Raw genomic sequence first — 25,703 nt, forward strand, 5'->3', positions numbered from 1 at the left:
ATGTTCCCCCGCCTTTATCCTGCCGGGGGATAGGCACGACGAAAACGGCCGTTAGACGAAAACGACCGTTTTGTTCTGATACACGAGCAAGCGGTCTTCCACGTGCCATTTGATGGCGCGGGCCAGCACGGTCCGCTCGATGTGGCGCCCGATGCGCTTCAGCTCGTGAACGTCCTCCCGATGGCTGACGCGCTGCACGTCCTGCTCGATGATCGGCCCGCCGTCCAGCTCCTCCGTAACGTAGTGGGCCGTCGCCCCGATCAGCTTCACGCCGCGGTCGTAAGCTTGCTGATACGGTTTGCCTCCCACGAAGGCCGGAAGGAAGGAATGGTGGATGTTGATGATCCGGTTGGGGAACCGCTCAATGAACTTCGGCGTAATGATCTGCATGTACCGGGCCAATACGACGAGATCGGCTTTCCCGGCGGTCAGTTCCAGCTGCTGGCGCTCCGCCTCCGCTTTCGTCTCGGGCGTGACCGGGATGTGGTGATAAGGGATGCCGAACGACTCGACGAGCCCCCGCATGTCGTTATGGTTGCTGATGACCATGCTGATCTCGGCGTCGAGATCGCCCGCCTGCCACTGCCAGAGCAGCTCGAGCAAGCAATGGTCTTCCTTGGAAACGAACACGGCGATCCGCTTGCGGCGGCTGGCGCGGAAAATGCTCCAACGCATCGAGAACCGGTCGGAAATGCCCGCGAAATCCTCCTGAAGGGCCGGGAGCCGCTGCTCCAGGTCCGCCAGGTCGAACTCGAACCGGATGAAGAACATGCCGCCTTCCGGGTTCATCGTATACTGATCGGATTGGATGATGTTCGCGCCTTGCTCGTACAGAAACTGCGACACCGCGGCCACGATGCCGGGCCGGTCGGGGCAGGAAATCAGCATGCGGGCGCGGTTCGCGTTGCTCACGCGCTGTCCCGCCGACTGGGGTTGATAGGGTTGCTCTTTCATCGCTCTACTCGAATCCTCCCGTTGACGTTGCCGGCCGGTTTTACAGCTTGGACAGCCACTTCTCTCCGGCAAACCAAGCGGTCAGCCGCTGGTTCACCGCTTCTTCGCTGTAATCGCCGGACAATACGCGATTCTCGATCACCAGGTCGTACAGCCGTTCCATCGGCTCCCGGGGATCCGCCTTCTTCGCTTTCGGGTCCGACTTCAACAGATCCCACGTGCTCAGCACGTAAGCGCGCGGCGTGATGTCCTCTTTGGAGAAAAAGTGGTGCAGCCGCTCCACGTCCGTCAGGAATTCGCCGCCGAACCGTTCCTCCGCGTCGCCGCGCAACAGCGCGATTTCCGCCTCGTACATCGGACGCTCCTTGCCTTCCGTTTTGCCGATCCAGGGGGTCTCGAGCACGAAAGGCTTGTCCTTCAGCGCCTCGTGATGCACGACGTTGGCGATCGCTTCGAAGCCGATCCAGCCCGATCCGATCGGGGCGTGGCGGTCTTTGGCGGCTCCCTGCGGGTTTTTGCTGTCATTGATATGGATGACGGCCAGCTTGTCCAAGCCGACCGTTTCATCGAACTTCCGCAGCACCCCGTCGAAATCCCCGATCACGTCGTAGCCGGCGTCGTGGATGTGGCAGGTGTCCATGCAGACGGTCAGGCGGTCGTTCGCCGGCACTTTCTCCATGATCTGGGCCAGTTCCTCGAACGTGCGGCCGATTTCCGAACCTTTGCCGGCCATCGTCTCGAGCGCGATGTTCACGTCGCATTCCTTCGTGCCTTCCAGCACCTCGGTCAAACCTTCCGCGATGCGGGCGATGCCGTATTCGGGATCTTTCTCGGTGTAGGCGCCCGGGTGGAGGACGATGTTCTTCACGCCGATGGCGTGCGTCCGGCGGATCTCTTCCTGCAGGAAGTCCACGGCGAGCCGGAACGTATCTTCCTTATAAGATCCCAAGTTGATGATGTAAGGCGCGTGCACGACGATCTCGCCGATGCCGGCGTCCGCCATCACTTTGCGGCCTTCCTCGATGTACAGCTTGTCGATCGATCTGCGGCGGGTGTTCTGCGGAGCACCCGTGTAGATCATGAACGTGCTGGAGCCGTATGACAGCGCTTCTTCCGCCGCGTTCAGCAGCCCTTTGTCCGAGAAAGACACGTGGGAACCGATTTTCAGCATGCTCGTAACTCCTCCGCTCCTGGCCCGGGCGCCCCGGGACGTTTTCAAACAATCAATCCTTATTGTATCGCGTACATCGAAATAAATCTAGAAATCGGATATAATTTCAAAATGAGGTGATAGCCCGATGAAAGATTCCCCGAATTGGTTCATGTGGTCGATCGCGTTCTGGACGGTGGTCATGGTGCTGTTCATGACGGTCGGCGGCTTTTTCATGTTCCGCAAATTCCTGAAGGTGCTGCCGCAGCGGGACGGCAAGTCCAAGCTGGATTGGCAAAATTATTGGGTGGAGCGCAGCCGTCCGCTGTGGACGGAGGAGTCCAAGGAGTTTCTGGAGAAGCTCGTATCGCCCGTTCCTACCGCGTTCCGCGATATCGCGCGGCACAGCATCGCGGCGAAAATCGGCCAGGTGGCGGTGGAGAGCGGAGCTTCGCAAGTGACGGAAGCCCACTGCATTGAGGGATACATTCTCGCGACGCCCAAGCGGGACCATCGCAGCCTGAGGGATTTCCTGGAGAAGAACGAGATCGATTATTCGGCTTACCGCCATTTGCTGGGGTAGGCTTTTGCGGCTATACGCTGAAGGACCGGCTTATCGCCCGCGTTCGTGGGACGGCTTGGATTTTACGTCGGTCTCACCGACTTAATGCCAGGGATTTGCATGGTGGCCTGGCGTTTACGTCGGTCTCACCGACTTAATGCCCGGGATTTGCATCGTGGCCTGGCGTTTACGTCGGTCTTGCCGACTTAATGCCCGGGATTTGCATGGTGGCCTGGCGTTTACGTCGGTCTTGCGGACTTAATGCCCGCGATCCGTTTGCGGGAACTCTCGTTAAGCTTGTCTCATGAGCTTAATGCCCGCGATCCGCACGCTGAACCTGCCGTTAAGCCTACCTCATGAGCTTAATGCCCGGGATCCGTATGCGGGAACTCTCGTTAAGCCTGTCTCGTGAGCTTAATGCCCGCGATCCGTATGCGGGAACTCCCGTTAAGCCTGTCTCATGAGCTTAATGCCCGCGATCCGCATGCCGGAACTCCCGTTAAGCGTGTCTCGTGAGCTTAATGCCCGCGATCCGCATGCGGGAACTCCCGTTAAGCCTGTCTCATGAGCTTAATGCCCGCGATCCGCATGCCGGAACTCCCGTTAAGCTTGTCTCGTGAGCTTAATGCCCGCGATCCGCATGCCGGAACTCCCATTAAGCTTGTCTCATGAGCTTAATGCCCGCGATCCGTATGCGGGAACTCTCGTTAAGCCTGTCTCATGAGCTTAATGCCCGCGATCCGCATGCCGGAACTCCCGTTAAGCTTGTCTCGTGAGCTTAATGCCCGCGATCCGCATGCCGGAACTCCCATTAAGCTTGTCTCATGAGCTTAATGCCCGCGATCCGTATGCGGGAACTCTCGTTAAGCCTGTCTCATGAGCTTAATGCCCGCGATCCGCATGCCGGAACTCCATTTAAGCCTGTCTCGTGAGTTTAATGTTCGATCCGTCCTTCAGATTCGATATTATAACGGGCACGTGAAGCTCCCTGAGAAAATTCTAAGCGAAACCTTTGCCGGTCCTCTTCGTCTAACCCTTATAGGAGGTGCTGGCATGAATGTAAAACAGATGATGAAAACAGCCGCCATGAGCACCGCGATTCTCGCGTTCGCGCTGGCGGTCACGGCGTGCAGCGGCGGCGGGAAAGACGAGGCGGCGGGTGCTTCTCCGAGCGGCACGGCTTCGAGTCCGGCAACGGACGCGGCGTCCAGTCCGACTTCGAGCGCTTCTCCTTCCGCTTCTCCCGAGACGGAGACGGAAACCGCAACCGGGGACTTCGTGGGCCTGATCGACAACCATTCCGTCGAAATCAAAGTGGACGGGCAGTCTCAGGCGTATCAGATCGATCCCGAAACGGCGGAGAAAGTATCGCCGTGGGAGGAAGGCACGAAAGTGAAGTTCCAGTACACGAAGCAAACGCTGGACGTAGACGGCCAACAGGTCGATCAATACACGATCACGGTCATCGATAAAGCGTAAAACGGGAGTGGTAACCGATGCGTCTGCTGCTGTGCGGCGGGACGGGCTTTATTGGATCGGCTTTGACGGAGGAGCTGCTGGCGCGGGGCGACGAAGTGTGGATCGTCACGCGGAAGAAGCCGGCGGGAATGACTGCGGAAAATCGGATGGTGGACGGACCGCTTGCAAATGAACGAATGGCAGACGGTCTACTTGCAGATGAACGGATGGCGGGCGAATTTCCAGCGGGAGGACGGACCGAGGGACCCCGTTACGTCACTTGGACGGAATGGGAAGCGGAGCCGGCCCGCTGGAACGGCTTCGACGCCGTGGTGAATCTGGTTGGGGAATCCATCAACCAACGATGGACCGAGGCCGCCAAGCAACGTATCCTCGGCTCTAGGGTTGAGGCGGCCGAGCGGATCGCGGGCATTTTCCGGCGTATGGCGGATCCGCCGCCCGTCGTCGTGAACGCTTCGGGCATCTCGCTGTACGGCCATTCGATCGGTACGGCTGAAGCCCCGTTCGACGAAAGCTCCCCCGCGCAGCCGGCCGATTTTCTCGGCGAAACCGTCGTGAAATGGGAAGAAGCGGCCGACCGCATTCCGGCCCGTCGGATCGTCAAGCTGCGCATCGGTCTCGTGCTCGCCCGACGGGGCGGCGCGTTCCCTCTGCTCCGGCTGCCCTACAAGTTGTTCGTCGGCGGAAAAATGGGGCATGGCCGGCAAGGGATGCCTTGGATCCACCTCCGGGACATGACCGGCTTGATCCGGCTGGCGCTCGATCACCCGGATGTGAGCGGCCCCTTGAACGCGGTGGCCCCGGAACCGGTCACCCAGGACGAGTTTGGCCGCCGGCTCGCCGCCGTCATGGGCCGGCCCCACTGGTTCCCGGTGCCCGGACCGTTGCTGCGGGTGGGCATGGGCGAGATGAGCACGCTCGTGCTCACCGGCCAGCGCGCCCTGCCGCGCAAAGCGCTCGAGCACGGCTACCGCTTCGCATATCCGAAATTGGAAGACGCCCTTCGGGACATTTCCCGATAGGGCGTCTTTGGTTCGATTGCCTTTCCCGCCTCAGCGGCAGGAAAATCGCTGCGGACACATCCACTATTCATGCAAAATCACTTCGCCAGCGCCGATTTAGTGGATCACATCCGCTATTCATGCGAAATCACTCCACCGACGCCAATTTAGTGGATCACATCCACTATTCTCGCGGGATCGCTTCGCCGACGCCGATTTAGTGGATCACGCTTACGATCCGATCACCGGAAGTCCGGCGGGATGCGCCTGGCGACGCCGGTGAGGATCGCGGTGTCCACGACGGCGCGGCGGACTTTGGCGACGACCTCCTCGTTGAAGATGCTGGGAATGATATATTGCTCGTTCAGCTCGTTCTCCGAGACGACGGACGCGATGGCGCGGGCCGCGGCCAGTTTGATCGGCTCGTTGAACCGGCGGGCGCGGCAATCCAGCGCTCCCCGGAACAAGCCCGGAAAAGCGAGCACGTTGTTGATTTGATTCGGGTAGTCGCTGCGTCCCGTCGCGAAGACGCGCACCCGGGGGAGCGCCAGCGACGGATCGATTTCCGGCTGCGGATTGGCCATCGCGAACACGATGCGGTCCGGCGCCATGCTCTCGACGTCTTCCGCGGACAGCAGATTGCCCCGAGACACCCCGATGAACACGTCGGCTCCGCGGATGGCCTCCTTCAACGAACCGGGTTCGGTCGTGACGGCCGGCTGTTCGGCCAGCCAATTCCACATCGGGTGGCTGGGGTGACGGGAGCCTTGGACGATCGTTCCCTCCTTGTCGACCGGAATCAACGTTCCGACGCCCGCCGCCAGCAGCATTTTGCAGATCGACACGCCGGCGGCGCCGATGCCGTTCACCACGACGCGGACTCTATCCATCCGCTTGCCGACGACTTTGAGCGCGTTCAGCAGACCGGCGATGACCACGATGGCGGTCCCGTGCTGATCGTCGTGGAAGACGGGAATGTCCAATTCCTCCGAAAGCCGGGTTTCGATTTCGAAGCAGCGGGGCGAACCGATGTCTTCGAGATTGATCCCCCCGAAAATCGGCGCGATCGATTTGACGGTCCGGATGATTTCTTCGGTGTCTTTCGTATCCAGGCAGATCGGAAAGGCGTCCACGCCGGCCAACTGCTTGAACAGCATCGCCTTGCCCTCCATGACCGGCGCCGCGGCATATGGTCCGATATCGCCGAGACCGAGCACCGCGGTGCCGTCCGTGACGACCGCTACCGTGTTTCGCTTGATGGTCAGCGAATACGCCTTGTTCGGGCTTTCCTTGATCGCCATGCAGACCCGCGCGACGCCCGGCGTATAGACGCGCGAAAGATCGTCGCGGTTCTTGATCGGCATGCTGGGCTGAACGGAGATTTTCCCACCTAGATGGGCAAGGAAGGTGCGATCGGACACGTTGATGACTTTTACGCCCGGCAACGTCTTCAGCAGATCTACCAAAGTCGCCTCGGTTTCCTCCGACACGTGCACGGTCAAATCCCGCACGGAGGTATCCTGACCGGGCCGGATGACGTCGATGGACGTAATGTCGCCTCCGGCTTTGCCGATGGCGGAAGCCACGTCGCCGAAATGGGTCTCGGCATGATTCAGCTCGACGCGAATGATGACGCTGTTATAGGCCATAGGTTCCCGTTTGCCCTCCTTCGTCGCCCGCGCTTAAGGATGCCTCTGCGCACTCTGGGCTCTCTATTATCCCGCTATCCTCCTCAATTCGCCGAGCCCCCTTCGGTTCCTGCACGCACATTTTTATCGCCGCGGTTAAAAACTTGTATCAGACCCGGATAATTGCTTGAAACGGTAACGCGAGCCCGCAAGCTCCAAACAGTCTTCCGATTGCAAGGGATACGTCTCGTAGGGGTTCATCGGCTGTCCGTTCAGCTTGGTGCCGTTGCGGGAACCGAGATCTTTGGCCGTCCATCCTTCCCCGCTTCGGAGCAGCTCCAGGTGCGCGCGCGATACGCCGGCGGTCTCGTCCACGTGGGCCGACGCTTCCCTTGAACGCCCGATGACGAAGGAAGGTACGTTCAGCGGCAGAACCGGGCGATCCGCGCGAGATTCCCACTGAAGACAATATACGGCGGAAGCCGATGTGCCATGCTCACCCGCTAACAGTTGGGTCCGGTCTTCCGCAATGACCTGTATCCGGCTGCCGTTCTCCGGTTCACGGTTGGCTGCATCCTCGCTGATCGAAATCGGATACGCAGGCTCCCTCCACGATCTCGCTTTCGCCTCCTGCCAACCCGCTGACTCAACGTCCGCCGGCTTTCCGCCTTCTCCCGTTCGACGCCGATCGTCCCGGCCCGGCGGTTCCATAGAACGCGCTCGCGCCCCGCCGGCGCCGCCTGCTCCGCGTTTCCGATGAATCGCGAACCAGATGGCAAGCGCACCCGCGGCAATCACTATCGCCAGCGCGGCGGAAAGCCATATCCCGCCGCGACCGGGAATGGCGGCATATCCCCATCGCCATGATAGGGCGACGGCGCCGACGGCTCCGCAAACCAGCCATATTTTGATCCGGGTCCGGTCGGTCTGCTCCGGGATCTCTTTCTCCCCGACTTCCTCGGAAACGTCATCCATCGGATCTTCGCCCAGCAGGCCGGACAACGCTTGCGCTTCGGACGACGGAGGCTGAAACCATCGCCAACCATTGTTCGCCAAAGGCGGCTGCGGATTCGCGGACATCGGCGTCTTCGCGGATCCATCCGGCTTCGCGCCGATCGGACCGGCGGAAGAAACGGCGTCGTCACGGAACGGACGATTCTCTCCCAACCCTTCCGGTGCCGCAAAACGGGATTTCGCGCCTGTTCCTATCTTTTCCGACAAAGCCTGCCTCGCAAACGTCCGCAGGTCGGCAGCCTTGAAGCCGGGCGATGCGGAGAGCCGCAGCAGCCGCTGGATCGTAGGACCGTCGGGCTCCGACACGTGCATGATCCAGCGGACGATGAGATCGCGGATGCTTGACACGGGCAAAGTCAGCCCGTCCCGAAAAGGCAAATACAACAAGCGAAGGTCGCTCCATCCATCGCCGACGAAAATCCGGTCGTCATCCAGGACGATTTGGCTTTCCTCCAATACATAGAGGCGGCAATCCTCCATCACCTCCGCCAGGCGGCATAAAGACGTCATCAAGTCCTCGATCGACCACTTCTCCGCCCGCATCGCCTGAGACAGCATCCGGGCGCCGGCAATCGAATAGCGCAGCGTCAGTTTGCCGTCGATCTCCTCCGCTTCCGGCTTGAGCAGACCCGGCACCTCGCAGGATTGCAGCATGCGGAGCCGGAACGGGTCGCAATCCTCGCGGGACAGGTCCGGTTCCCCTTCCACGATCAGCCAGTGACCCCTTTTCTGCTCGAAACGCACTTTGAGCCTATCCATCCCCATCCCCCGTCCCTATTCTCGATCAAAATCCGATCGCCGGCCCCCACCACAACCAGAGTAAACCGGGCGCGACCGCCAGCATGAACGGAAACGCGGCCCCCTTGCCGCCCAAGACCGGATGGCGGCCCCATGGCCACGGAAGGCGGCTCCCCAAGCGGCGTAGCCCCGGGGATCGCAGCAACAACAGCAGCCCCCCGATTCCGCCGGCCGCCAGGATCGAATAAACCGTCAATTGGAGCGTTGCCGAAACCCCGGCCCAAACCCCGAAAGCCCCGAACCATTTGACGTCTCCCGCTCCAAGCCCCCCGAAGCGGTACAAGAGCCAGAGCGGCAGGGCGCCCGCGACTCCTCCGGCCAGCGCCGCCTCCAGACCCGGCCAGCCGGAGACGGCCGTATGACAGACGATGCCGGCCGCCGCGAAACCCGCCGTCAGTACGTTCGGAATCCGCATCGAACGCAGATCCGTCCAACAGCCCGCTGCCGTCAGGCAGAACACGGCTGCCGCCACCCATGGCTCCATGCCTCTGCCTCCTTCATTCGTTCGCGCGGGCGACCCGGAAGCTCTGGCCGTATCGGCCTCCTTCTCCCTTGACCTCCCAATTCCACTCCCCCGACGTCGTGTTTCCGGAAACGTGCCATGTCCAGGAAACGATTCCCGACTCATCCGCCGCCGCGGCGCCCAGATGCTTCGCCTGGCTCTGCCCGCTCTTGTACAAGACCGACAAATCGAGCACCGCTCCGGGCCGGGTGCGGAGCACCAATGTCGCCTTCCTCCCCGGCCGAACCGGATTCGGCTCCAAAGACACGAATTCGACCGAAAGCGGATGTTCCTGCTCATCGGCTTGCCGTGCCTGCGAAGGAGTGCCCCCCGTCCATACCCGTTCCCTGGCGCTCGCCCGGACGGCAAGCGGCCGGCCGGTGAAAGGCACGCGAAACGGCAGCCGGTACTCGGCCTCGAGCGTAAGAAACGACTCCGAAGGATTTCCTTCCCGGGGCAGCTCGACGGACACGATGCGGAAGCGGCCGGCCTTCAGCACTTCGGAATCCGCCAATTCCATCGTCAAACCAGCGAAGACCGGCTTTGCCGCTTCTCCTTCCGGCGTCCATTTCCCGTTCGCGAGAGGTTCGGCCCATTCCCGCAATGGCGAGGGCAGCCACTCGCCGTACTCGTCCAAAATTTCCTTCGCGCCATCCAACGAAAAGCCCGCTGCGGCTGTCGCCGGCTCCCTGTCTTCGGCCGTCTGCGCTCCTCCGTTATCCCGCATGAGGGAAATCGGGTACCAGGCCGACGCGGCCGTGCGGACCGTCTGCGACAAAGCCCCTTGCAAAGCGATCATGATCACGGAAGTTTGAACGAGAAACAAGAGAAAAAACGCCAATAGAAGAAAAACGGGCATGACCATGGCCGTCTCCAGCGTAACGCCGCCCCGATCCGCCGAATCCGATCCCTTCGCGGAAGCCGACCCCTTATTGATATGAACTGTCCGACACGAAAGCCGCCTCATAACGATTCCCCTTCACCGTGCCCCCCAGCCTGCCGGTACGTCCCAGCGCCTTCATCAGTCCCGGAAAAAACCACAGCCGCAAGGAGGCCGTACCTTCCGCGCTAGCGTAAGTATAGGCCTCCGACAGGGACAGACCGGTCGCTTGTTCCATGACGGCGATCAAACGCGACACGCGAGCCGGAGCGTTCCCGTGCAGCAAATAAAACAATCGGAGGTAATCCGAGTACGACGTCTGCGCTTTCATGTATTTGGATAACGGAACCGAGTCCCGCTCCAGCAGCGAATGGATGTCCTGGATCGCGTTGCGGATCCCGTAAACCACCGCGGCGGCCAAAATCAGCAGAGGATGCCCCAGGCTGCGGCTCTCGATCAACCCCTCCATCGTCCGGACCGCCAGGCGGAAAGCGAAAATCTCCGCGTACGCCGCGGCGATATTTCCCGTGGGATTGGCGAAGCCGTACAGCACGTATTCCATTTCCTGTCGCTCCAATGGCAAAGAAGAATTCTCTCCCTCCAACAACCGCTTGACGTCCGCCGGTGAAGAACGGGACAACCGCAATAACGCGTATTCCGAGAAATACAGGGAGTCCCGTAGACCGGCCGCGGCATCCGCCATCGCGTTTAACCATTCGTTCGTGTTTTTCATGGCCGCGTCTTTCCCCTCGAACGGGTCGGAAGCCGCGCGTTGTCCGGATGAAGCCTCCTCCTGCTGCCGGTTCCAAGCCAAGTTCTCCCGGGCCAAGCGGTCGGCCTGAACGAATGCCTCTTTTTCGTCCGGGTCCCCTTGACGGCCTCCCAGCTTACCGGACAGTCCGTTCCAAACTCCCCACTCTTTGTCCGCTTCTTGCTCCAAGGCTTTGCGTTCGCCGTCCCGTGCCCGGATCTTTTCGATTACCGAGCGGCGGTCCCGGATGACGGTGCCGTTCGAAGCGTAGGCTGCCGCAAAATCCGCCAACCGGTTCTGCAATCGATCGGCCGTCGCGAGCAGTTCTCCCTCCAAACCGGTTGAGCCCGGCACGTTCGAGAGAAACCCGGCCGCTTGGGCAGCGTCGCGCCCCAGTTCGCCGCCGGCGGATGACAAGGCCTGCAATTCCGTCCGGTACCCGTCGAAGAAGCCGTCGTCCCGCAGGAGCTGCGCGGCCGTCTGTCGGATCTCCTTCAGCACCCCCGCTTGGGCGGAATCCACCGTATCGTCAGCAACACCGTCAGTACCTCCTCCCCCCGGTCCCCCTTCGTTCGAACCCGGGGATTCGCTTGACGAGCCCTCTTCCACGATCGCTTTCATCTCCTCGTTCGTATCCTGCGCTTGCTGCAAGGCACTCATCGCGAAGGCGGTTTTCTCCGGCACCTCGGCCAGAACGCGGGCGCTTGCCGAGCTCAATAAGCCGGCCAACCGGCTGACGCCGGACTCATAACCGCTGACGGCCATCAACAGTGATGGCGGTATGATGATGATCGGGGGAGCGGCGCCGCCGGCCCCCGAACTCGCCGCTTGCGCCATCTGCTCTTGCAGGCGTTGCAACGTTTGCCGCGCGGACACGTAGTCGGCGTACCGCAAGGCCGCATCCGCCAAATGCGCGGGTTCCCCGGCCGACCGCCTTCCCGACAAGGAAACCGGGGGATACGGAACGCGGTCCCGCAATCGATTCACCGCGGCCTCTCCCGCCTGGAGCTGAGCGGCCAGCGCCTGGTCCAGCGCCGCTTCCCGGCGGTCGTACGCCTTCCGCAGCCGTTCCAGACGGTCCACCGTCTCCGCCGCTTCCTTCACGGCCGGAGAGAGACCGCGGAAACGGCGGGCCAGCTCCAGCGCCAAATCGACGGGCGCTTTGATTTTCATTTCCTCCAATACTTGGCGCCGAAACACTTCATGGTCCGCGAGCGGCCGGCTTTCGGTGACGCCGGTATCCTTCCATTCCGCGTCCAAGTAGGGGAAGCCTTGCCCGGTTCGGCTCCCCGCGTATCCTTCCAACGTCTTCCGAAGCAAGCCGTTTCCGTCATCGCCGCCGCGGATGAACAACCCGTATTTGTCATAGAATACGGGGTCGTAGGAGGCGAGAACCGAACGGACGCCGGAACGCATGGACAGGGCGGCCGAATGGCGGAACGCGGCGATGCGGGAGAAATCGATCAGCAGCGCGCCGAGCAGCACGATCGCGGCCGTGGCGGCAATGAAATAAACGGACACGCTTCCGCGCGCGGACGTACCGAAATGCCGGACCTTCCTTCCGAGCCGGGTCATTTCAGACCCTCCAGCACGCCGGCCGCCTGCTCCCGGTACGCACCCGCTCCCGAGCCCTTCGCCCGCATTTTCGCCCGGTAGTATCGGACCAAGTCGAACGAACGGATCATTTCCGGAGGTTCGGACACGAGGGATACGGCTTCGGACTTCCCGTCCCCGGACCAGCCCCATGCGGAGAGGACGTTCTGAAGACCGGCATCGGCGGTTTCCACCGTGACTTCCCGTTTCCACAGCCGGTTCCGATACATTGCGGTACCCGATGCCCCGGTGCCGGAGAGCGATGCGGCGGATTTGCGCAGTTTCGTCTTTGCCAGCGACGTCCCCCCGTCGTCCACCTCACCCTGCTCACCGATCGGAACTTGCGCCGCGTTGTCCGAGGCCGCCCGGCCGAACAGGCCAGAGAGCAAAACGTCATCTTTCAGCCGCCAGTACAGACCGTCATATTCCCCAGCCGGATACGCCCCGGCGCGGAGCTCCGCGCTCGAATGCGGCCAAGCGAACGCCGCCTTCTCCGCCGCCTCGGCCGCGGAGAAGTACCCCAGGCAACGGACCAGGATCCAAACCGACAGGATAATCAGCATAAGCGTGATGAGCAGCACCCACGGAAAAATCATGGACGCCTCCAGGACGATCGATCCGTCTTCACCTCTCCCCCCTTGCCGTCCCCTGCGAAAACCGGACGTCTTCTTTTCCGATTCCTGCTTTTCCTCGCGGACGCACGCGGCCATCCCGCTTCCTCCTTCGGGGCGTTAATCGAAAATCGTCTCCGCCTTGTCTTCCGCGGTGCCCATCAGGTTCTTCAGGAACTCCATGATCCAATCCTTGAACAGGATCGCGACCAGGATCAATACGGCGGCGATCAGCACGATTTCGAGCGTGCCGATGCCCTCCTCCTCCCTCCAAAAACGGGCGAATCCCAGGCGGTTCCCTTTCCGAACGCGGTTATCCGAATCCCCCGGACGGCGGCCTATCCAACGAACCCCATGACCAATTCGATCCAGCAGCGCAACTCCGGCTTTGCCAAAAACCATACCGATCCCTCCAAACGGTTTTATAAAGTCATCATGGCGGGAGCTCCGACCAACACGATGATCAACAGGAAAACGACGACGAGCGGAAACGCGAGCCGCGAGGACGCCATTTCCCCGAGCGTCTTGGCCGCGGCTTTGCGCTTGTCCCACATTTGGCGGTTCAGGTCGCGCAGGGCCGGCACGAGTTCTTCGCCGCCCCGCCGCGCGTTCATCAGCAGGACCGCCGAAAACAGATTCGCTTCGGGCAGCGCGCAGCGCCGTCCGAATTCCTCCATGGCGAAGGCCATGCTTTCGCCCCGGTCCATGGCGGACAAAGCGGCGCGGAGTTCTCCGTACAGCGGATGCGGATCCGGCAACGGCCGGCCTTCCACGCAGCGTTCCAAAGCCCGCCGCACGTTCTCGCCGGCATTCACCAGTACCAATAGCCTGCTGAGCATCACCGGCAATTCCATCAGCAGCTGGCGCTTTCTCGTCTCTACCTTCCGGCTCAAATCCCGGGCCCGCAGCCCCGGAAGACAGAAAGCGACCGCCGTACCCACCCCGCCGGCGAGCCAGCTGCCGGATACCGCGCCCAGCAGCCAAGCCGCCAACAGAGCGGCGTAAGCCATCCCCGCCGCTTCCGCCGCCCAACGCGCCAGCCGTTCCGGCGGACAGCTCCCTCCCTCCAGCAAAGCCAGCGAAATCCCGGTTCTCCGAAGCATCCCGTCCGCGAAATCGAACCCCCTCGCCCGCTTCACCCAGATCCGGAAAGGCGCCATCCTGTCGGGCCATCCCATCCGGCCGCCCGCTTGAGGCTTTCCCGCACCGCGAAGGCTATGGAGGTAGGTGACGGCATATGCCAGGAGCAGGGCGGCAACCATGCCCAAACCCGCCATGATTCCTACACCTCGATGCGCATGATTTTGGTCATCCACCAACAGCAGAGCCCGAGCAGCGCCAAACAGACGGCCAGCAGCAGCCAACCGGCTCCTTGGTGCAGCGGGGCCATGTACTCCGGGGCGAAAAACCCGAGAAACCCGATAAAGGCGAACGGCATCCCCATCATGATCCGGGCTTCGAAACGTTTCTGGGCGATCATGACGGCCACTTCCAGCTCGACCTCCAGCCGCTCCCCGATAAGTCCGGCCGTTCTGCGGACGATGTCCACCAAATCCCCTCCGGCCCTTTTGCATACCGCGAACGCCTCCGCGAAGCCGGTCACCTCCTCGAGCGCGGCCCTTCGGGAGAAATCCCGAAGCAGACCTTCCAGCGGCTCTCCGTTGCGGATCCGATTCCCCATCGTCCGCACTTCCCGGAGCAGATCCGAAGCGGGATCGGCGATCAGCGGGGTCAGCTCGCGTTCCAGCGACAGAAAGGCGTTCTCTACCGATCGGCCGGCGGACAGCAGCGAGGACAACACCTGCAGCATCGAGTTGAAGTGAAGCCTGAGCTTCGAACGGCGCTTGCGAAGCAGCCGGTCCCGTAGCAGCCGCGGGTACAGCCATCCCGCGGGAGCCGCGGCGGCGGATACGACCGGATGGCGGCTCGCGAGCCATGCGGCGGCAAAGCTGACGGCGCAGCCAAGCGCGATGGCGCGGACGCGCTGCGCCCGGCTCAGCTCCAGGCGGGTATAGTCGGTCATTCAAGTCACCTCCCGGAACCCGGCGAAACGGAGTTTATCGGCAATGGACAGTCGGCCGACCTTCACCAACGAGCCGACGACCCGGCCCTTTTCCTCTCCCGTCTCTTCGAATCGGTAGAGCGGCCTCAGCTCGATCTCTCCGTCCTTTAGTCCCGCCACTTCGCAAATCTCCGTCACCCTGCGGCTGCCGTCCCGGAACCGGCTCAGATGGACGATGACGTCGATGGCCGACGCCACCTGCTTCCGAACGACCTGAACCGGCCAATCGACGCCGCTCAGCACCATCGATTCCAAGCGGGACAGCATGTCCCGCGGACCATTGGCGTGTCCCGTCGACAAGGAACCTTCGTGCCCCGTATTCATGGCCTGAAGCATGTCGAGCGCTTCCGCCCCCCGGACCTCCCCCACGATGATCCGGTTGGGCCGCATCCGCAGGGAAGCCCGGATCAGCTCGGCCATCGCGATCCGCCCTTTGCCTTCGCTGTTGGCGTTGCGGGTCTCCATGGATACCAGGTTGGACGCCCGCCGCAGCCGGAGCTCCGCCGCGTCTTCGATCGTGATGATGCGCTCGCCCGCCGGAATCCACTCGGACAAAGCGTTCAGGAACGTCGTCTTGCCCGACCCGGTCCCTCCGCTGATAAACAGGTTGTATTTGGCGGCCACGAGAACCTGAAGCAGCTCTGCGGCCTCATCGGTTAAAGCCCCTAGCAAAATCAGCTCTTTCATCCCGAGGGGATGCTTCGGAAAACGCCGGATCGTCACGGTCGGCCCCTTCAAGGCGACGGGAGGCAGCACGACATGCACGCGGGAACCGTCCGGCAGCCGGGCGTCCACGATCGGGGAGGATTCGTTGACGATCCGGTTCACGCGGCCGACGATCGCCTGGATGAGATCTTCCAGCCGTTCTTGGGATTCGAACCGGATGCCCGACGGCAGGAGCTCCCCGTGCTTCTCGATGAAGATCTCGTCATGGCGGTTGATCATGATTTCCGTGATTTCCGGGTCTTCCAGCAAAGGCTGCAACGCATCCAAACCGCGGAACGAATGGAACAGCCGCTCGACCGCGGACTTGCGCTGGGAGGCCGTCAGCCGCCTGGCCCACTCCCGGCGGAACAACTCGGCTTCGATAAGCCGCCTGAGCTCCTCGTCCGATACGGCGTCGGCCCACGCGAGGCGCGAGCGGATATCCTCCCGCAGCGACTGGAGCTCATCCGTTTCGGATCCGCCGCCGTTCCCCATCCGCGCTTGCTCCTTTCCCGCCCGTTTCCCAGCCCCATTCGTCCAGCAGCGCTTCCAGCGCGCCGCTGAAGGAAGCCGCGCCGAACATCCGGACGGGATCGTCCGACGCTTTCCACTGGGGGATATAAGGCAAGACGGCAGCCGGGGGCACCGGCAAATGCCAGCGAAGCGCCGACAGCCCCGGGCCCTGGCAGCGGAGAAACTGGACCCATGCGGCCCGCTCCTGCCACCACTCCTGCCAATAGCCGATCAGCCGCTCGGTTTTGGCCTGGGATTGCCAATCGTCCGGCACCAGCCAGACCGTCCGGTCGCTGAGCCCGATCAGCCGCGCGTGCCAGGGGCTCGTCCCGCTGTCGGGATCCGCCACGATCAAGTCGTAACGTCCCGTCTCCCGCAGCCGCGCGACGAGCGATTCGAGCAGCTCCGGCGACATCGCCTCCCGCTCCCGGGGATGCTCGGGGGCGTCCACGATGTCCGCCCGGAGGAACGGATGGTGCCGGATCGATCGCATCATCTGCTCCCCGAACCGCTCCGGCTCCGCCTGCAGCGCGTACAGCAGCCGGGACAGGCTGTCCGGCTCCGTCGTGCCGGTCAGGCGGAAGGTCGCGTTCAGCGGCTCCAGGTTCAGATACAGCGCCCGCAACCCTCTCTCGCCGGCCAGCCGGACCAGATTGAGCGCGGTCACGGTTTTGCCCGCGCCGCCGGAGGCCGAAAACACGGTCGCGACCTGGCCGTTCCCCCGGCCGGCGGCCGCGGCGCCCGCCAGCATGCCCCGCAAAGCCGCCGCCACGCCGGGAAGCGGCTGGAATACGGCCACCTCGGGCCATTCTCCTCCCGCAACTCCCCGCTCTTCCGCCCAAACCCCGATCCGCCTGACCCTTTTAAGCGGTTCCCCGACCCGTCGCACCCACTCCGGAGGGGCGATCAGCGCATCTACACCTTCCGGCTGCTGCAGTCGATGCCGCAGCGCCGGTTCATGGGTGAACGCCGACAGGTCCCACCCGGGCTCCACCTCGCGCAAATATTCGGCCAAGCGCACCGCGTAGTCCCGGTTCGGAATCGCGAACACGATTTTCCGGGCCATGCTCTCCCTCCTCTCCCAACTCCGGAAAAAACAAAAAACCGCAAACCCCGGCATCGGCCGGAATTTGCGGTGCTTCCGCTTTTTCCTTATCGGCTTGCTATCCACTTGCGTATCGAAATCTTACCACGCGTTTCCAATTCCGTCAACCGCGGCATGGCGTCAGCCGATCGCGAAGTCGATCATCGAACGGACGCTCAACCGTCCCGGCGCCCTTTGCGCGAACGGAACTTCTCCATCCTCCCGACCATAGAACGTCACCGTTTTCGGAATCCCCGGAACCAAATCGAAGAAGTTGTCGCTGAAGACGCCCTCGGCTTCCGCCTCCAGATACACTTGCTTGGCGAGGCGGGAAGCCCGCAGCGTAAACGAACTCCCGCCGCTGCCCGGCACTTCCTCGCAAACCAAATCCGGCGCTTCCAAAGCCAAATCCTTGGACGAGACGAAGTAGAATTCCGTCCGATCCAGCAACTCCCCGTTCTCCTCCCGCAGCTCGCCGATCAGCACGGTCGACTCCGGCCGCGATTCGCCCCTCCATTCCGATGCCGCGGCGGCGTATACCTTCGCGGCTTCGTTCGCGGCGACGGTCACCGGCAACGCCAGCTCCTTCCTTACGCTGCCGTCGAAATCCGCCTGCCGGATCGTAAGCGTACCCTTGATCGGGCGCAAAACGTCCGAGACGACGTGGAACGAGAGCTCTCCGTTCTCCTCGCGAATCGAGAGCAGCACGTCCCGGCAGCTTTTTTTCGCGTAATATTGAACGGCCTTCCACCGGCCCAGGTAGTCCATGCTCGACCAGGAGGCGACCGGCCAGCAGTCGTTCATTTGCCAGTACAGCGTGCCCATGCAGTACCCTTTGCGGCGCCGGTGCGCCTCGATCGCGGTTTTCATCGCTTCCCCTTGCAGCACTTGGCTCATGTACAGGAAAGAGACGAAATCCTTCGGGTCCTTCAAGTACAGTTTCGAGTATTCCCGGATGAGCTGGTTGCCTCTTTTGTGCTTCTGGTGGTGGAGCATGACTTCGGATTCCAGCTCCATCTCATCTTCGCGGGCATACGTCCGGACCGTGCGGTATTCGGGGAACGATTGGAAGCCGTATTCGCTCATGAACCGGCCGATGTTGCCGTTATATTTCTCGAAAGGTTCGGACGCGTGCCACACGGCCCAGAAATGGATGTCGCCGTGGGAGGAGTCGTTCGTCGCGTGCTGGCGGACGTCGCCGGTCAGCGCCTGCAGGGGCGAAGACGGCCAATAGTCCGCTCCGGGGGCGAACCGCTCTACGGCCTGCGGCAACACCCGATGGAACACGGCTTCGTAATCCGCCCAGATCCGCTTCCGCCGCTCGGCCGCGTACAGCTTCTTCCAGCCCCAGCCGCCCTCTTCGTCGTACTGGGACCATGCGGCGTCGATTTCGTTGTTGCCGCACCATAACGCGATGGAAGGATGATTCCGAAGACGCCGCAGGTTGTCCTCGGCCTCTTGGCGCACGTTGTCCAGGAACGCCTCGTCGCCGGGGTACATGCTGCACGCGAACATGAAATCCTGCCACACCATGATGCCGTATTCGTCGCAAAGCTCGTAGAAATCTTCCGCTTCGTAAATGCCCCCGCCCCACACGCGCAGCATGTTGAAGTTGGAGCGGGCCGCGCTGGCGATCTCGTGGCGGTAACGTTCGCGCGTCACTTCCGTGACGAAGCTGTCGTTCGGGATATGGTTCGCGCCTTTGGCGAAGACGGGAACGCCGTTCAGTTCGAAATGGAAGGTGGAGCCGCGCGCATCGGGATTCCGGACCAAGCGGACGGAGCGCAGCCCGGTGCGAACCTCGCGTTCCGCCGCCGTTCCGCCGTCCTGCTCGAGCACCGCCCGGAACGTATACAGCTCGGGCTCACCCAGCCCCCGGCACCACCAGAGGCGGGGGTTCGGAATTTCCGCGGACAGCCAGGCCGTCTGCCGGCCAGCCTCCAGCCGGACCTCCTTCTCGAAAACGGTCTTTCCGTCCGTCAGCTTGAATAGGGCCGTTCCGGCCGACTCCGCTTCGATCTCCGCCACGGCCGTGATGTTGGCCGAAGCAGCCGTCACCTCGTTCTGCCGGATGAACAGGTCGGCGATTCTCACGCCGCTCCAGCCTTGCAGGGAGACCTCCCGCCAAATGCCGCTCGTGACGAACCGCGGACCCCAGTCCCAGCCGAAATGGTAGGGGGCTTTCCGGGTAAACACGCTCACCTTCCGGTCGCCGAGCCCGCCCGTTTCGGAATCGTCGTTCGAGGCCGGCAATCCGTAACCGAGCGCCTCCAGCTTGGCGAGGCCTTCCCGGATCGGGGAGCGGAACCGGACGCTCAGCCGGTTGCCCGCAGGCATGAGGTGCGGCTTCGCCTCGATCCGGTAGGTGCGGAACATGTTGTCCGCGGACAGCAGATGCTTTCCGTTCAAGACAACGTCCGCGTAGGTGTCCAGCCCTTCGAACACGAGCTCCACCCGGGACTGGGCCATCAACTCCGGCGGGACCGCGAATTCCGTTTCGTACACCCAATCCTTCTTGTCGATCCACTGCAGATCGAGCTCGTTCGTCCCGTCGAAAGGATCCGGGATCGCGCCGCACCGCAGGAGATCCGTGTGCACGCATCCGGGAACCCGCGCCTCCCGCCAACCGGTTTCGTCCGCCGCTCGGAATCGCCAGCCGCCAAGCTTCCGTATCCGGTCGTTCATGGTGATCTCTTCTCCATCCATCTCTTAATTTTGTTATGTAATATTTATATCATAATACTAACAAAATTTAAATATTACCAAACAAAATACATGAGCAGCTCTTCGCGAACCCGTGAAGCTGAAGCGTTTTACTCAAGCAAATCGACAAAAAAGAATGACCCCCGAATCATCAGGAGCCATCCTTTGACGCGATTTTATGCCCGTTTTCTTGTCTGACCCTACGCATAATTACCGTCAAACTTCCTTATTCCCGCCGCCCCGGAACAGCTCCCCGATCGCGCCCGCGCTACCGAGGGCGTCGACCGCGCGGACCGGCAGAAACACTTTGTTGGCCGGACCTTTGGCGATTTCCCCTAACGCCTCGAAGGACCGGTACGCCAGCACGTTCTCGTCCAGCCCGGACGCCCGCAGCAGCTCGACGCGCGTCTTCTCCGCTTCCGCCACCGCCTGGATCGCCTTCGCCCGGCCAAGCGCTTCGAGCTCCTGCGCCTGTCGGAGGCCTTCCGCTTCCCGGATTCGCGCTTCCTTGTCTCCTTCCGCCTTCAGGATTTTGCTCTGCTTGTCGCCTTCCGCGCGGAGGATCATGTCCTGCTTGGCCGCCTCGGCCGCAAGCACCATGGCCCGTTTGTTGCGCTCGGCCTTCATCTGCTTATCCATCGCTTCCTGGATGTCGGACGGCGGTTTGATGTCCAGCACCTCGACCCGTTCGATCCGCACGCCCCATTTTTCCGTCGCCTCGTCCAAGGCCAGCCGGATTTCCGCCGAAATTTTCTCCCGTCCGGACAACGTTTCGTCGAGCTCCATTTTGCCGATGATTTGCCGCAGCGTCGCCGTCGTAATGTTCCGGACCCCGTTCACGTAGTCGGAAATGCCATACGTAGCCTGCTCGGGGGCCACGACCTGGTAAAAAATGATCGTGTCGATCTCCACCTGCACGTTGTCTTTCGTGATGACGGTCTGCGGCGGGACGTTGGCTTGCTGGATCCGCAAATCGTGGTATACCCGGACGTAGTCGATGACGGGGACGAGAATGTTCATGCCGGGCGTGAGCAGGCGGTTGAATTTGCCCAGCCGCTCCACGACGCCGACCTGCTGCTGCGGCACGATTTTGAGCGACAAGGCGAGGAATACGATGACGAGCAGCAAAATGACGATCGCGATAATGATACCGGTCAAGGGGTTTCGCCTCCTTTTCTCCTTACCTCCAACACGGCCGTTCCCCGGCGCACGATTTCGACCGTTTCCCCGGCCTCTATGGCCGCGTCGGCAACGGCGCTCCAAGTCTCGCTATCGACTTTGACGATCCCCGGCTGGCCCGGCGCGATCGGTGAGATCACCCGGCCTTCCCGGCCGGCCAGCTCGTCGATGGGGTCGCGGTATCCCCGGCTTCGGCGCACCTTGCGGGCGATCGGGCGGGTCAGCAGCAACAGCAGCGAAGCCGTCGCGGCCGCGGTGAGCAGCTGGGCCGGCAGATTGTCCGGCGCGTACAGGCTGACGGCCGCCGCCGCCCAAGCGCCGATGCCGATCCAGAGCAAATAGAAGGTCAGCGTCAGCATTTCCGCCGCGATGAGCACCGCCCCGATGATCAACCATACCGCGCTCATGATCGCCCTCCTGCCGGCCGATTCCACCGTCCGCCGTTTCGCGTTACTCCATGTATACGAGCCGTCCGCGCGCGGCATGACGAGAATCGCGGCTTCGGAGCGGCGGAATTCGGCGGACATGTTGCCGATCGGGACATTCGGCCATATGGTAATCCATACCAACGTGGAGGGATGAACCATTGTACGACTACGCAAGAGCGGCGCAGCATCTGGCCTGGCATGAAACGCTGGAGTTGCACGAGTTGACGGCTTACCAATCGAATATTTTGATGGCGTTGAAAATGCATCTGCCGAGCGTGCAGGATCCGGCCCTGCGGGGGTTGTATTCCGAGGCGATCCAAGGTACGGAGCGGAATTTGCGGGAGCTGGTGCCTTACTACCAGATGGCGCCCAGGCCGGAAATGAGATTCGCGGCGGTGAAACCGGCGGCGGATTTGACGGGCTTCTATGCCGGGCATTTGCTGGGCTATGCCAAAACCGCGGTGAAGAACTACGCGAACGCCATCACGGAGACGGCGACGCCCGCGCTGCGCGACACGTTCCAGGCGCATTTGCAACGGGCGATCGGGCTGCACGCCAAAGCGTTCGGCTTCATGCTGGAGCGCGGCTTCTACCCGGCTTACGATCTGAATCAGCTGCTGGCGGGCGACCTGAAGAACGCCCAGGCGGCGCTCGGCATGTGAGGGTGAGCCGCGCATGCAGGCCATCCGGGCGCGAATCGGCGCTTCATAACCGCAAAAATCCCTTGCGCGCCGCATGCGCAAGGGATTCGTTTTGGATCGGCTTCCCGGCTAGATCAAACGGCTCGGCGGGGCGCCGTAATGCTGTTTGAACAGCTTTACGAAGTAGCTTTTGTTGTCGTACCCGAGCAGCGAGGCGGTCTGCTCCACGGTTTTCCCGTTCTCGCCCAGGAGCTCTTTGGCCTTTTCCATTTTCAGCCGCGTGACGAACTCGATGAAATTCTCCCCGGTTTCCTTCTTGAACAACCGGCTGAAATAGCTGGGGTTCAGATGCAGCAGGTCCGCGACTTCCTCGAGCGTGATTTTGCGGTCCAGATGGAGCCGCACGTATTTCCGGGCGTCGACGATCTCGGCTTTCTTGCTTTCCTTGGATATTTGCTCCGCTTGGCTCACGGCTTCCTTCATGAACCGAAGCAGCCATTCCCGGACTTCCCCGGCGTTCATCATTTGCCCGACGGCCTGCTGCGCCCTCTCTTTGTCGTAGGCTTGGCGGAACTTGAGCTTCAGCTGGAGGTCCAGCGCGAGCTTCCACACCATCTGCTTGACGTCGGAGGGACGGCATTTCCGGTCCCGGATCCAGGCGATGAACGAATCGACCACGGGCTCCGCGTTGGGGTTTCCTTCGATCAGAAGCCGGTTCAGGCGGTCGGCGTATTCCGCGTAATGGTCGAACGGGTCTTCTTCGGCGCCCGCCGGCGGCAAATCCTTGATCTTGACGAGCGCAGGCCCTTCGGCATAGAACAGGGGATCGGCCGCGTCGAGCAGCTCCGGCAGCTGCCGTTTCAGCTCCGCGCCGCTCGCTGCCGCTTCCCCGATGATCATGCTGAACTCCAGCTTCAAATACTTCGCGAACGCCTGCTGCAGCTTGCGGCAAAGGCCGGCCGCCTTGTCGTATGGATTAAACGCCAGTTCGTTGCGGCAGGCAAAGAGCAGGAAGCACTCCCGCGCCGAGCTGCCGATGAACAGGACGTCAGGCTCGCCGCCCAGCAGTTCCTCCGCCGCGTTTTCCACGATGAATTTCACGATCTCTTCCTTCCCGTATCGGGAAATCGCGTCATGAAAGCTGTACACCCGGCATAGCACGGGAATGATGCGGCCCAGGTCCGCGTTCAGCCCGAAGTCCCGCAACGGGCCGAGCAGCGTTCCTTCCTCGATGACGGGTCCGGCCATCAGGCCGCGAAGCCATTTTTCCTTCAAGGCCGATTGGCTTTCCGACGCCTGCCGATGCAGACGATCCGCCTGGAGCTTAAGGCGCCGGTCTTCCTCCAATTTCGATTTGATCCGTTCCGCCACGTTCGCGATGCTTTCCGCGCCCAACGTTTCTTTCAACAGATAGTCCTGGACGCCGAGTTGGACGGCCTGCTGGGCATATTGGAATTCGTCGTGGCAAGATAAAATCACGAAGCGGCTCTTGGCCCCTTCCTCCTGGAGAAGCCGAATGAAGGCGAGCCCGTCCAACCCGGGCATGCCGATGTCCGTAATGATCAAATCCGGCATTCCGCGGCGGCAACGTTCGACCGCTTCGGACGCGCGGGTGAAAGCGCCGGCCAGTTCGAAGCCCATTTCGCGCCAAGGAACCAGCCGCTGGAGAAAATCCAGCACCGCCAAGTCGTCATCCACCAGCATGACTTGGTACATGGCTTTGCTCCTCTCTTGCCCCGATCGGGATTTTCAAGGTGATCGACAAGCCGGAACCCGGCGCGCCGCTCAGCTCCATGTCGAACAGGCTGCCGTACAGGATCCGCAGCCGTTCCTTCACGTTCCGGAGACCGATGCCGGTCGCCGGGGCGCCGCTTCGGATTTCCGCCAGCTTGTCCTCCGGCATCCCGACGCCGTCGTCCCGAACTTGGATCATCAAATAGGGAGGCTGTTTCCAAGCCGAGATGGCGATTTCTCCCGGCCCTTGCCGCAGACCGTGGAGATGGGCGTTCTCGACGAGCGGCTGCAGCGTGAACCGGGGAATGAGCTCCAGCCACGCGTCCGAAGCCAGCTGGACTTTCAGCTTCACGGTCTCCCCGTGCCGGAATTGGACCAAGTCCAGATAGCGGCGGACGGTTTCGACCTCCTCGTGCAAGGCGACGAACTCGTTGTTCCGGTTGATCGTCATGCGAAGCAAGGAAGAGAGGGAACCGAGCACGCCGCCGATTTCCGCCTCGCCTTTGAGAATGGCCCGCATGCGGATGGAATTCAGCGTGTTAAACAGAAAATGCGGGTTCATCTGCGCCTGCAGCAGCTCGAGCTCGGCCATGCGCTTCCGGGTTTGTTCCCGTTCGACCTGGGCGATCATCTCTTCGACCCGGTCCAGCATCTGGTCGAAGGCCAGACCCAAATGCCCGATTTCGTCCCGTCCCCGCACCCGCGAACGTTCTTCCAGGAATCCCTTCTCCACTTTGGACGCCGTCCGGGCCAGCTTTTTGATCGGCAAGGTCCATTGATTGAGCAAATAATAGAGCAAGCCGGCGAATACGAGGAACAGAACGAGCTGCAAGACGGACACGTAGTTGAACAAAGGGCCGACATTGCTGGTTGCGCTTTCATACGGCGTCAAGCTCCGCATGCTCCAGCCGGCGAACGGCAGCGAATGGCTGACCGAGAGGTATCCCCGCCCGCCCTCGCGGATCATGCGGTAAGGTCCGGCATCCGGCGCCGGGTCCGGGGCGAATTGCCCGATCCGCGCCGGATCGGTGTGGGAGACGATCTTCCCGTCCGCGTCCAGCAGCATCATCGTCTGGTCCTCCGCGTATTTGGAGAAAATTTGCCGGAATTGCTCCTCCGGCTTGCTGAGGATGAGATAAGCGTTCGGACTGTTCGCGTACAACTGGAACGTGCGGACGATGGTGATCAAATGGGGATCCTTGTCCGCGTCGGCTTTCACGTAATTCGGCTGCGTTCCGTGCCAAACGGTGGAATTCACCGGTTCCCGGGAGAGCGCCTCCAGCCAAGGTTCCTTGTACATGAACGACAGATCGTTCTTGTACGTCGAGAAATTGGTGAAATACAGCCCGTCCGGCAGCAGGATCGACACGTAGGTTTTGCCTCCGAAAAACGTGAGGTGGTCCAGCTTCTCGGAGATTTTCCGGAAGGAGAAGAAATCCACGACCCCGGTCTTGTCGCTTCGGAACTTATTCCAGGCCACGCGCAGCTCCGTGATCATCTCGCTGTCGTACTGGATGGAATTGAAGGCGTTGATCATGTCCCGCATGAGGTTGGACTCGTACAACTCCGCCACTTCCAGGGACTGCTCCGCCTTGGCGACGGCCTTGTTGCGCAATTCGTTTTTCGTGTACATTCCCGTCAGCGCCAATGCGAGAATGGACGGAAGCACGAGGCACAAGAGGGATGTAAGGATCAGTCTTTGCCTCCAGCTGAACACGGGCTGCCGCATGA

The 25,703-nt window shown here is 61.8% G+C and carries 23 protein-coding genes; 5 read left to right on the plus strand and 18 right to left on the minus strand.

Annotated features, from left to right (window positions below; all coding sequences use genetic code 11):
* Positions 1-51: 51 nt before the first annotated feature.
* Positions 52-954, minus strand: coding sequence for a formyltetrahydrofolate deformylase (gene purU / locus PTZ19_RS12700; RefSeq protein WP_276354916.1), 903 nt, complete (start codon positions 952-954; stop codon positions 52-54).
* A gap of 40 nt (positions 955-994) precedes the next feature.
* Positions 995-2,125, minus strand: a complete 1,131-nt coding sequence (locus tag PTZ19_RS12705) for a deoxyribonuclease IV (RefSeq protein WP_276354917.1) — start codon at positions 2,123-2,125, stop codon at positions 995-997.
* Between the two features lie 127 nt (positions 2,126-2,252).
* Here PTZ19_RS12705 and PTZ19_RS12710 point away from each other — a divergent pair, with 127 nt between their 5' ends.
* From PTZ19_RS12710 to PTZ19_RS12720, 3 genes are all read left to right on the plus strand, one after another.
* The gene (locus tag PTZ19_RS12710) at positions 2,253-2,687 is read left to right on the plus strand and encodes a DUF2621 domain-containing protein (RefSeq protein WP_276354918.1); all 435 of its coding nucleotides are present in this window, start codon (positions 2,253-2,255) and stop codon (positions 2,685-2,687) included.
* Positions 2,688-3,719: 1,032 nt separating this feature from the next.
* The gene (locus PTZ19_RS12715; protein WP_276354920.1) at positions 3,720-4,145 is read left to right on the plus strand and encodes a hypothetical protein; all 426 of its coding nucleotides are present in this window, start codon (positions 3,720-3,722) and stop codon (positions 4,143-4,145) included.
* Between the two features lie 17 nt (positions 4,146-4,162).
* Complete coding sequence (locus PTZ19_RS12720) at positions 4,163-5,167, plus strand: TIGR01777 family oxidoreductase (protein ID WP_276354921.1); 1,005 nt, start codon at positions 4,163-4,165, stop codon at positions 5,165-5,167.
* Between the two features lie 221 nt (positions 5,168-5,388).
* Here PTZ19_RS12720 and PTZ19_RS12725 read toward each other — a convergent pair whose 3' ends face one another.
* From PTZ19_RS12725 to PTZ19_RS12790, 14 genes are all read right to left on the minus strand, one after another.
* On the minus strand, positions 5,389-6,795 hold the full coding sequence (locus tag PTZ19_RS12725) for an NAD-dependent malic enzyme (RefSeq protein WP_276354923.1): 1,407 nt from the start codon (positions 6,793-6,795) through the stop codon (positions 5,389-5,391).
* A gap of 135 nt (positions 6,796-6,930) precedes the next feature.
* A complete protein-coding gene (locus tag PTZ19_RS12730; protein ID WP_276354924.1) occupies positions 6,931-8,547 on the minus strand; it encodes a DUF6382 domain-containing protein in 1,617 nt (538 codons plus the stop codon).
* A gap of 25 nt (positions 8,548-8,572) precedes the next feature.
* Positions 8,573-9,070 carry a prepilin peptidase gene (locus tag PTZ19_RS12735; protein ID WP_276354925.1) on the minus strand — a complete coding sequence of 166 codons (498 nt, stop codon included), beginning with the start codon at positions 9,068-9,070 and terminating at the stop codon, positions 8,573-8,575.
* 13 nt (positions 9,071-9,083) lie between these two features.
* The gene (locus tag PTZ19_RS12740; protein WP_276354927.1) at positions 9,084-9,947 is read right to left on the minus strand and encodes a hypothetical protein; all 864 of its coding nucleotides are present in this window, start codon (positions 9,945-9,947) and stop codon (positions 9,084-9,086) included.
* A 70-nt stretch (positions 9,948-10,017) separates the two neighbouring features.
* Positions 10,018-12,294, minus strand: coding sequence for a hypothetical protein (locus PTZ19_RS12745; protein WP_276354929.1), 2,277 nt, complete (start codon positions 12,292-12,294; stop codon positions 10,018-10,020).
* On the minus strand, positions 12,291-13,022 hold the full coding sequence (locus PTZ19_RS12750; RefSeq protein WP_276354931.1) for a hypothetical protein: 732 nt from the start codon (positions 13,020-13,022) through the stop codon (positions 12,291-12,293). The genes PTZ19_RS12745 and PTZ19_RS12750 overlap by 4 nt, the downstream gene beginning before the upstream one ends.
* Before the next feature lie 21 nt (positions 13,023-13,043).
* Positions 13,044-13,325, minus strand: coding sequence for a Flp1 family type IVb pilin (locus tag PTZ19_RS12755; RefSeq protein WP_276354932.1), 282 nt, complete (start codon positions 13,323-13,325; stop codon positions 13,044-13,046).
* 20 nt (positions 13,326-13,345) lie between these two features.
* Entirely contained in the window at positions 13,346-14,200 is an 855-nt protein-coding gene (locus PTZ19_RS12760; protein ID WP_276354933.1) for a type II secretion system F family protein, read from the minus strand.
* 5 nt (positions 14,201-14,205) lie between these two features.
* The gene (locus PTZ19_RS12765; protein ID WP_276354934.1) at positions 14,206-14,946 is read right to left on the minus strand and encodes a type II secretion system F family protein; all 741 of its coding nucleotides are present in this window, start codon (positions 14,944-14,946) and stop codon (positions 14,206-14,208) included.
* Positions 14,947-16,185, minus strand: a complete 1,239-nt coding sequence (locus PTZ19_RS12770; protein WP_276354935.1) for a TadA family conjugal transfer-associated ATPase — start codon at positions 16,183-16,185, stop codon at positions 14,947-14,949.
* Positions 16,154-17,269 carry a CpaE/TadZ family protein gene (locus PTZ19_RS12775; protein WP_276354936.1) on the minus strand — a complete coding sequence of 372 codons (1,116 nt, stop codon included), beginning with the start codon at positions 17,267-17,269 and terminating at the stop codon, positions 16,154-16,156. Before PTZ19_RS12775 ends, PTZ19_RS12770 begins: the two co-directional genes overlap by 32 nt.
* A 159-nt stretch (positions 17,270-17,428) precedes the next feature.
* On the minus strand, positions 17,429-19,972 hold the full coding sequence (locus PTZ19_RS12780; protein WP_276354937.1) for a beta-mannosidase: 2,544 nt from the start codon (positions 19,970-19,972) through the stop codon (positions 17,429-17,431).
* Positions 19,973-20,206: 234 nt separating this feature from the next.
* Positions 20,207-21,148, minus strand: coding sequence for an SPFH domain-containing protein (locus tag PTZ19_RS12785; RefSeq protein WP_276354940.1), 942 nt, complete (start codon positions 21,146-21,148; stop codon positions 20,207-20,209).
* Positions 21,145-21,576 (minus strand): NfeD family protein, encoded by a 432-nt coding sequence (locus PTZ19_RS12790; protein ID WP_276354942.1) that lies wholly within the window; start codon positions 21,574-21,576, stop codon positions 21,145-21,147. The genes PTZ19_RS12785 and PTZ19_RS12790 overlap by 4 nt, the downstream gene beginning before the upstream one ends.
* On the opposite strand from PTZ19_RS12790, the gene PTZ19_RS12795 reads away from it, so the two are divergent.
* Together PTZ19_RS12795 and PTZ19_RS12800 are read left to right on the plus strand one after the other, a co-directional pair.
* Positions 21,554-21,751 (plus strand): hypothetical protein, encoded by a 198-nt coding sequence (locus PTZ19_RS12795; protein WP_276354944.1) that lies wholly within the window; start codon positions 21,554-21,556, stop codon positions 21,749-21,751. The genes PTZ19_RS12790 and PTZ19_RS12795 overlap by 23 nt on opposite strands.
* Positions 21,752-21,755: 4 nt before the next feature.
* The gene (locus tag PTZ19_RS12800; RefSeq protein WP_276354945.1) at positions 21,756-22,259 is read left to right on the plus strand and encodes a spore coat protein; all 504 of its coding nucleotides are present in this window, start codon (positions 21,756-21,758) and stop codon (positions 22,257-22,259) included.
* Between the two features lie 108 nt (positions 22,260-22,367).
* On the opposite strand, the gene PTZ19_RS12805 is transcribed toward PTZ19_RS12800, so the two are convergent.
* Both PTZ19_RS12805 and PTZ19_RS12810 read right to left on the minus strand, forming a co-directional pair.
* Positions 22,368-23,954: a response regulator transcription factor gene (locus PTZ19_RS12805; RefSeq protein WP_276354947.1), complete on the minus strand. Its 1,587-nt coding sequence runs from the start codon at positions 23,952-23,954 to the stop codon at positions 22,368-22,370.
* Positions 23,929-25,701 (minus strand): cache domain-containing sensor histidine kinase, encoded by a 1,773-nt coding sequence (locus PTZ19_RS12810; protein ID WP_276354948.1) that lies wholly within the window; start codon positions 25,699-25,701, stop codon positions 23,929-23,931. The genes PTZ19_RS12805 and PTZ19_RS12810 overlap by 26 nt, the downstream gene beginning before the upstream one ends.
* Positions 25,702-25,703: the final 2 nt, after the last annotated feature.

This window comes from Cohnella caldifontis (assembly GCF_029360585.1).
GTDB lineage: Bacteria > Bacillota > Bacilli > Paenibacillales > Paenibacillaceae > Cohnella > Cohnella caldifontis.

Bases quoted from the DNA above. Each gene is read 5' to 3' on its own strand.
- purU (WP_276354916.1), bottom strand. From the start codon at position 954: ATGAAAGAGCAACCCTATCAACCCCAGTCGGCGGGACAGCGCGTGAGC.
- PTZ19_RS12705 (WP_276354917.1), bottom strand. From the start codon at position 2,125: ATGCTGAAAATCGGTTCCCACGTGTCTTTCTCGGACAAAGGGCTGCTG.
- PTZ19_RS12710 (WP_276354918.1), top strand. From the start codon at position 2,253: ATGAAAGATTCCCCGAATTGGTTCATGTGGTCGATCGCGTTCTGGACG.
- PTZ19_RS12715 (WP_276354920.1), top strand. From the start codon at position 3,720: ATGAATGTAAAACAGATGATGAAAACAGCCGCCATGAGCACCGCGATT.
- PTZ19_RS12720 (WP_276354921.1), top strand. From the start codon at position 4,163: ATGCGTCTGCTGCTGTGCGGCGGGACGGGCTTTATTGGATCGGCTTTG.
- PTZ19_RS12725 (WP_276354923.1), bottom strand. From the start codon at position 6,795: ATGGCCTATAACAGCGTCATCATTCGCGTCGAGCTGAATCATGCCGAG.
- PTZ19_RS12730 (WP_276354924.1), bottom strand. From the start codon at position 8,547: ATGGATAGGCTCAAAGTGCGTTTCGAGCAGAAAAGGGGTCACTGGCTG.
- PTZ19_RS12735 (WP_276354925.1), bottom strand. From the start codon at position 9,070: ATGGAGCCATGGGTGGCGGCAGCCGTGTTCTGCCTGACGGCAGCGGGC.
- PTZ19_RS12740 (WP_276354927.1), bottom strand. From the start codon at position 9,947: ATGCCCGTTTTTCTTCTATTGGCGTTTTTTCTCTTGTTTCTCGTTCAA.
- PTZ19_RS12745 (WP_276354929.1), bottom strand. From the start codon at position 12,294: ATGACCCGGCTCGGAAGGAAGGTCCGGCATTTCGGTACGTCCGCGCGC.
- PTZ19_RS12750 (WP_276354931.1), bottom strand. From the start codon at position 13,022: ATGGCCGCGTGCGTCCGCGAGGAAAAGCAGGAATCGGAAAAGAAGACG.
- PTZ19_RS12755 (WP_276354932.1), bottom strand. From the start codon at position 13,325: ATGGTTTTTGGCAAAGCCGGAGTTGCGCTGCTGGATCGAATTGGTCAT.
- PTZ19_RS12760 (WP_276354933.1), bottom strand. From the start codon at position 14,200: ATGGCGGGTTTGGGCATGGTTGCCGCCCTGCTCCTGGCATATGCCGTC.
- PTZ19_RS12765 (WP_276354934.1), bottom strand. From the start codon at position 14,946: ATGACCGACTATACCCGCCTGGAGCTGAGCCGGGCGCAGCGCGTCCGC.
- PTZ19_RS12770 (WP_276354935.1), bottom strand. From the start codon at position 16,185: ATGGGGAACGGCGGCGGATCCGAAACGGATGAGCTCCAGTCGCTGCGG.
- PTZ19_RS12775 (WP_276354936.1), bottom strand. From the start codon at position 17,269: ATGGCCCGGAAAATCGTGTTCGCGATTCCGAACCGGGACTACGCGGTG.
- PTZ19_RS12780 (WP_276354937.1), bottom strand. From the start codon at position 19,972: ATGAACGACCGGATACGGAAGCTTGGCGGCTGGCGATTCCGAGCGGCG.
- PTZ19_RS12795 (WP_276354944.1), top strand. From the start codon at position 21,554: ATGATCAACCATACCGCGCTCATGATCGCCCTCCTGCCGGCCGATTCC.
- PTZ19_RS12790 (WP_276354942.1), bottom strand. From the start codon at position 21,576: ATGAGCGCGGTATGGTTGATCATCGGGGCGGTGCTCATCGCGGCGGAA.
- PTZ19_RS12805 (WP_276354947.1), bottom strand. From the start codon at position 23,954: ATGTACCAAGTCATGCTGGTGGATGACGACTTGGCGGTGCTGGATTTT.
- PTZ19_RS12810 (WP_276354948.1), bottom strand. From the start codon at position 25,701: ATGCGGCAGCCCGTGTTCAGCTGGAGGCAAAGACTGATCCTTACATCC.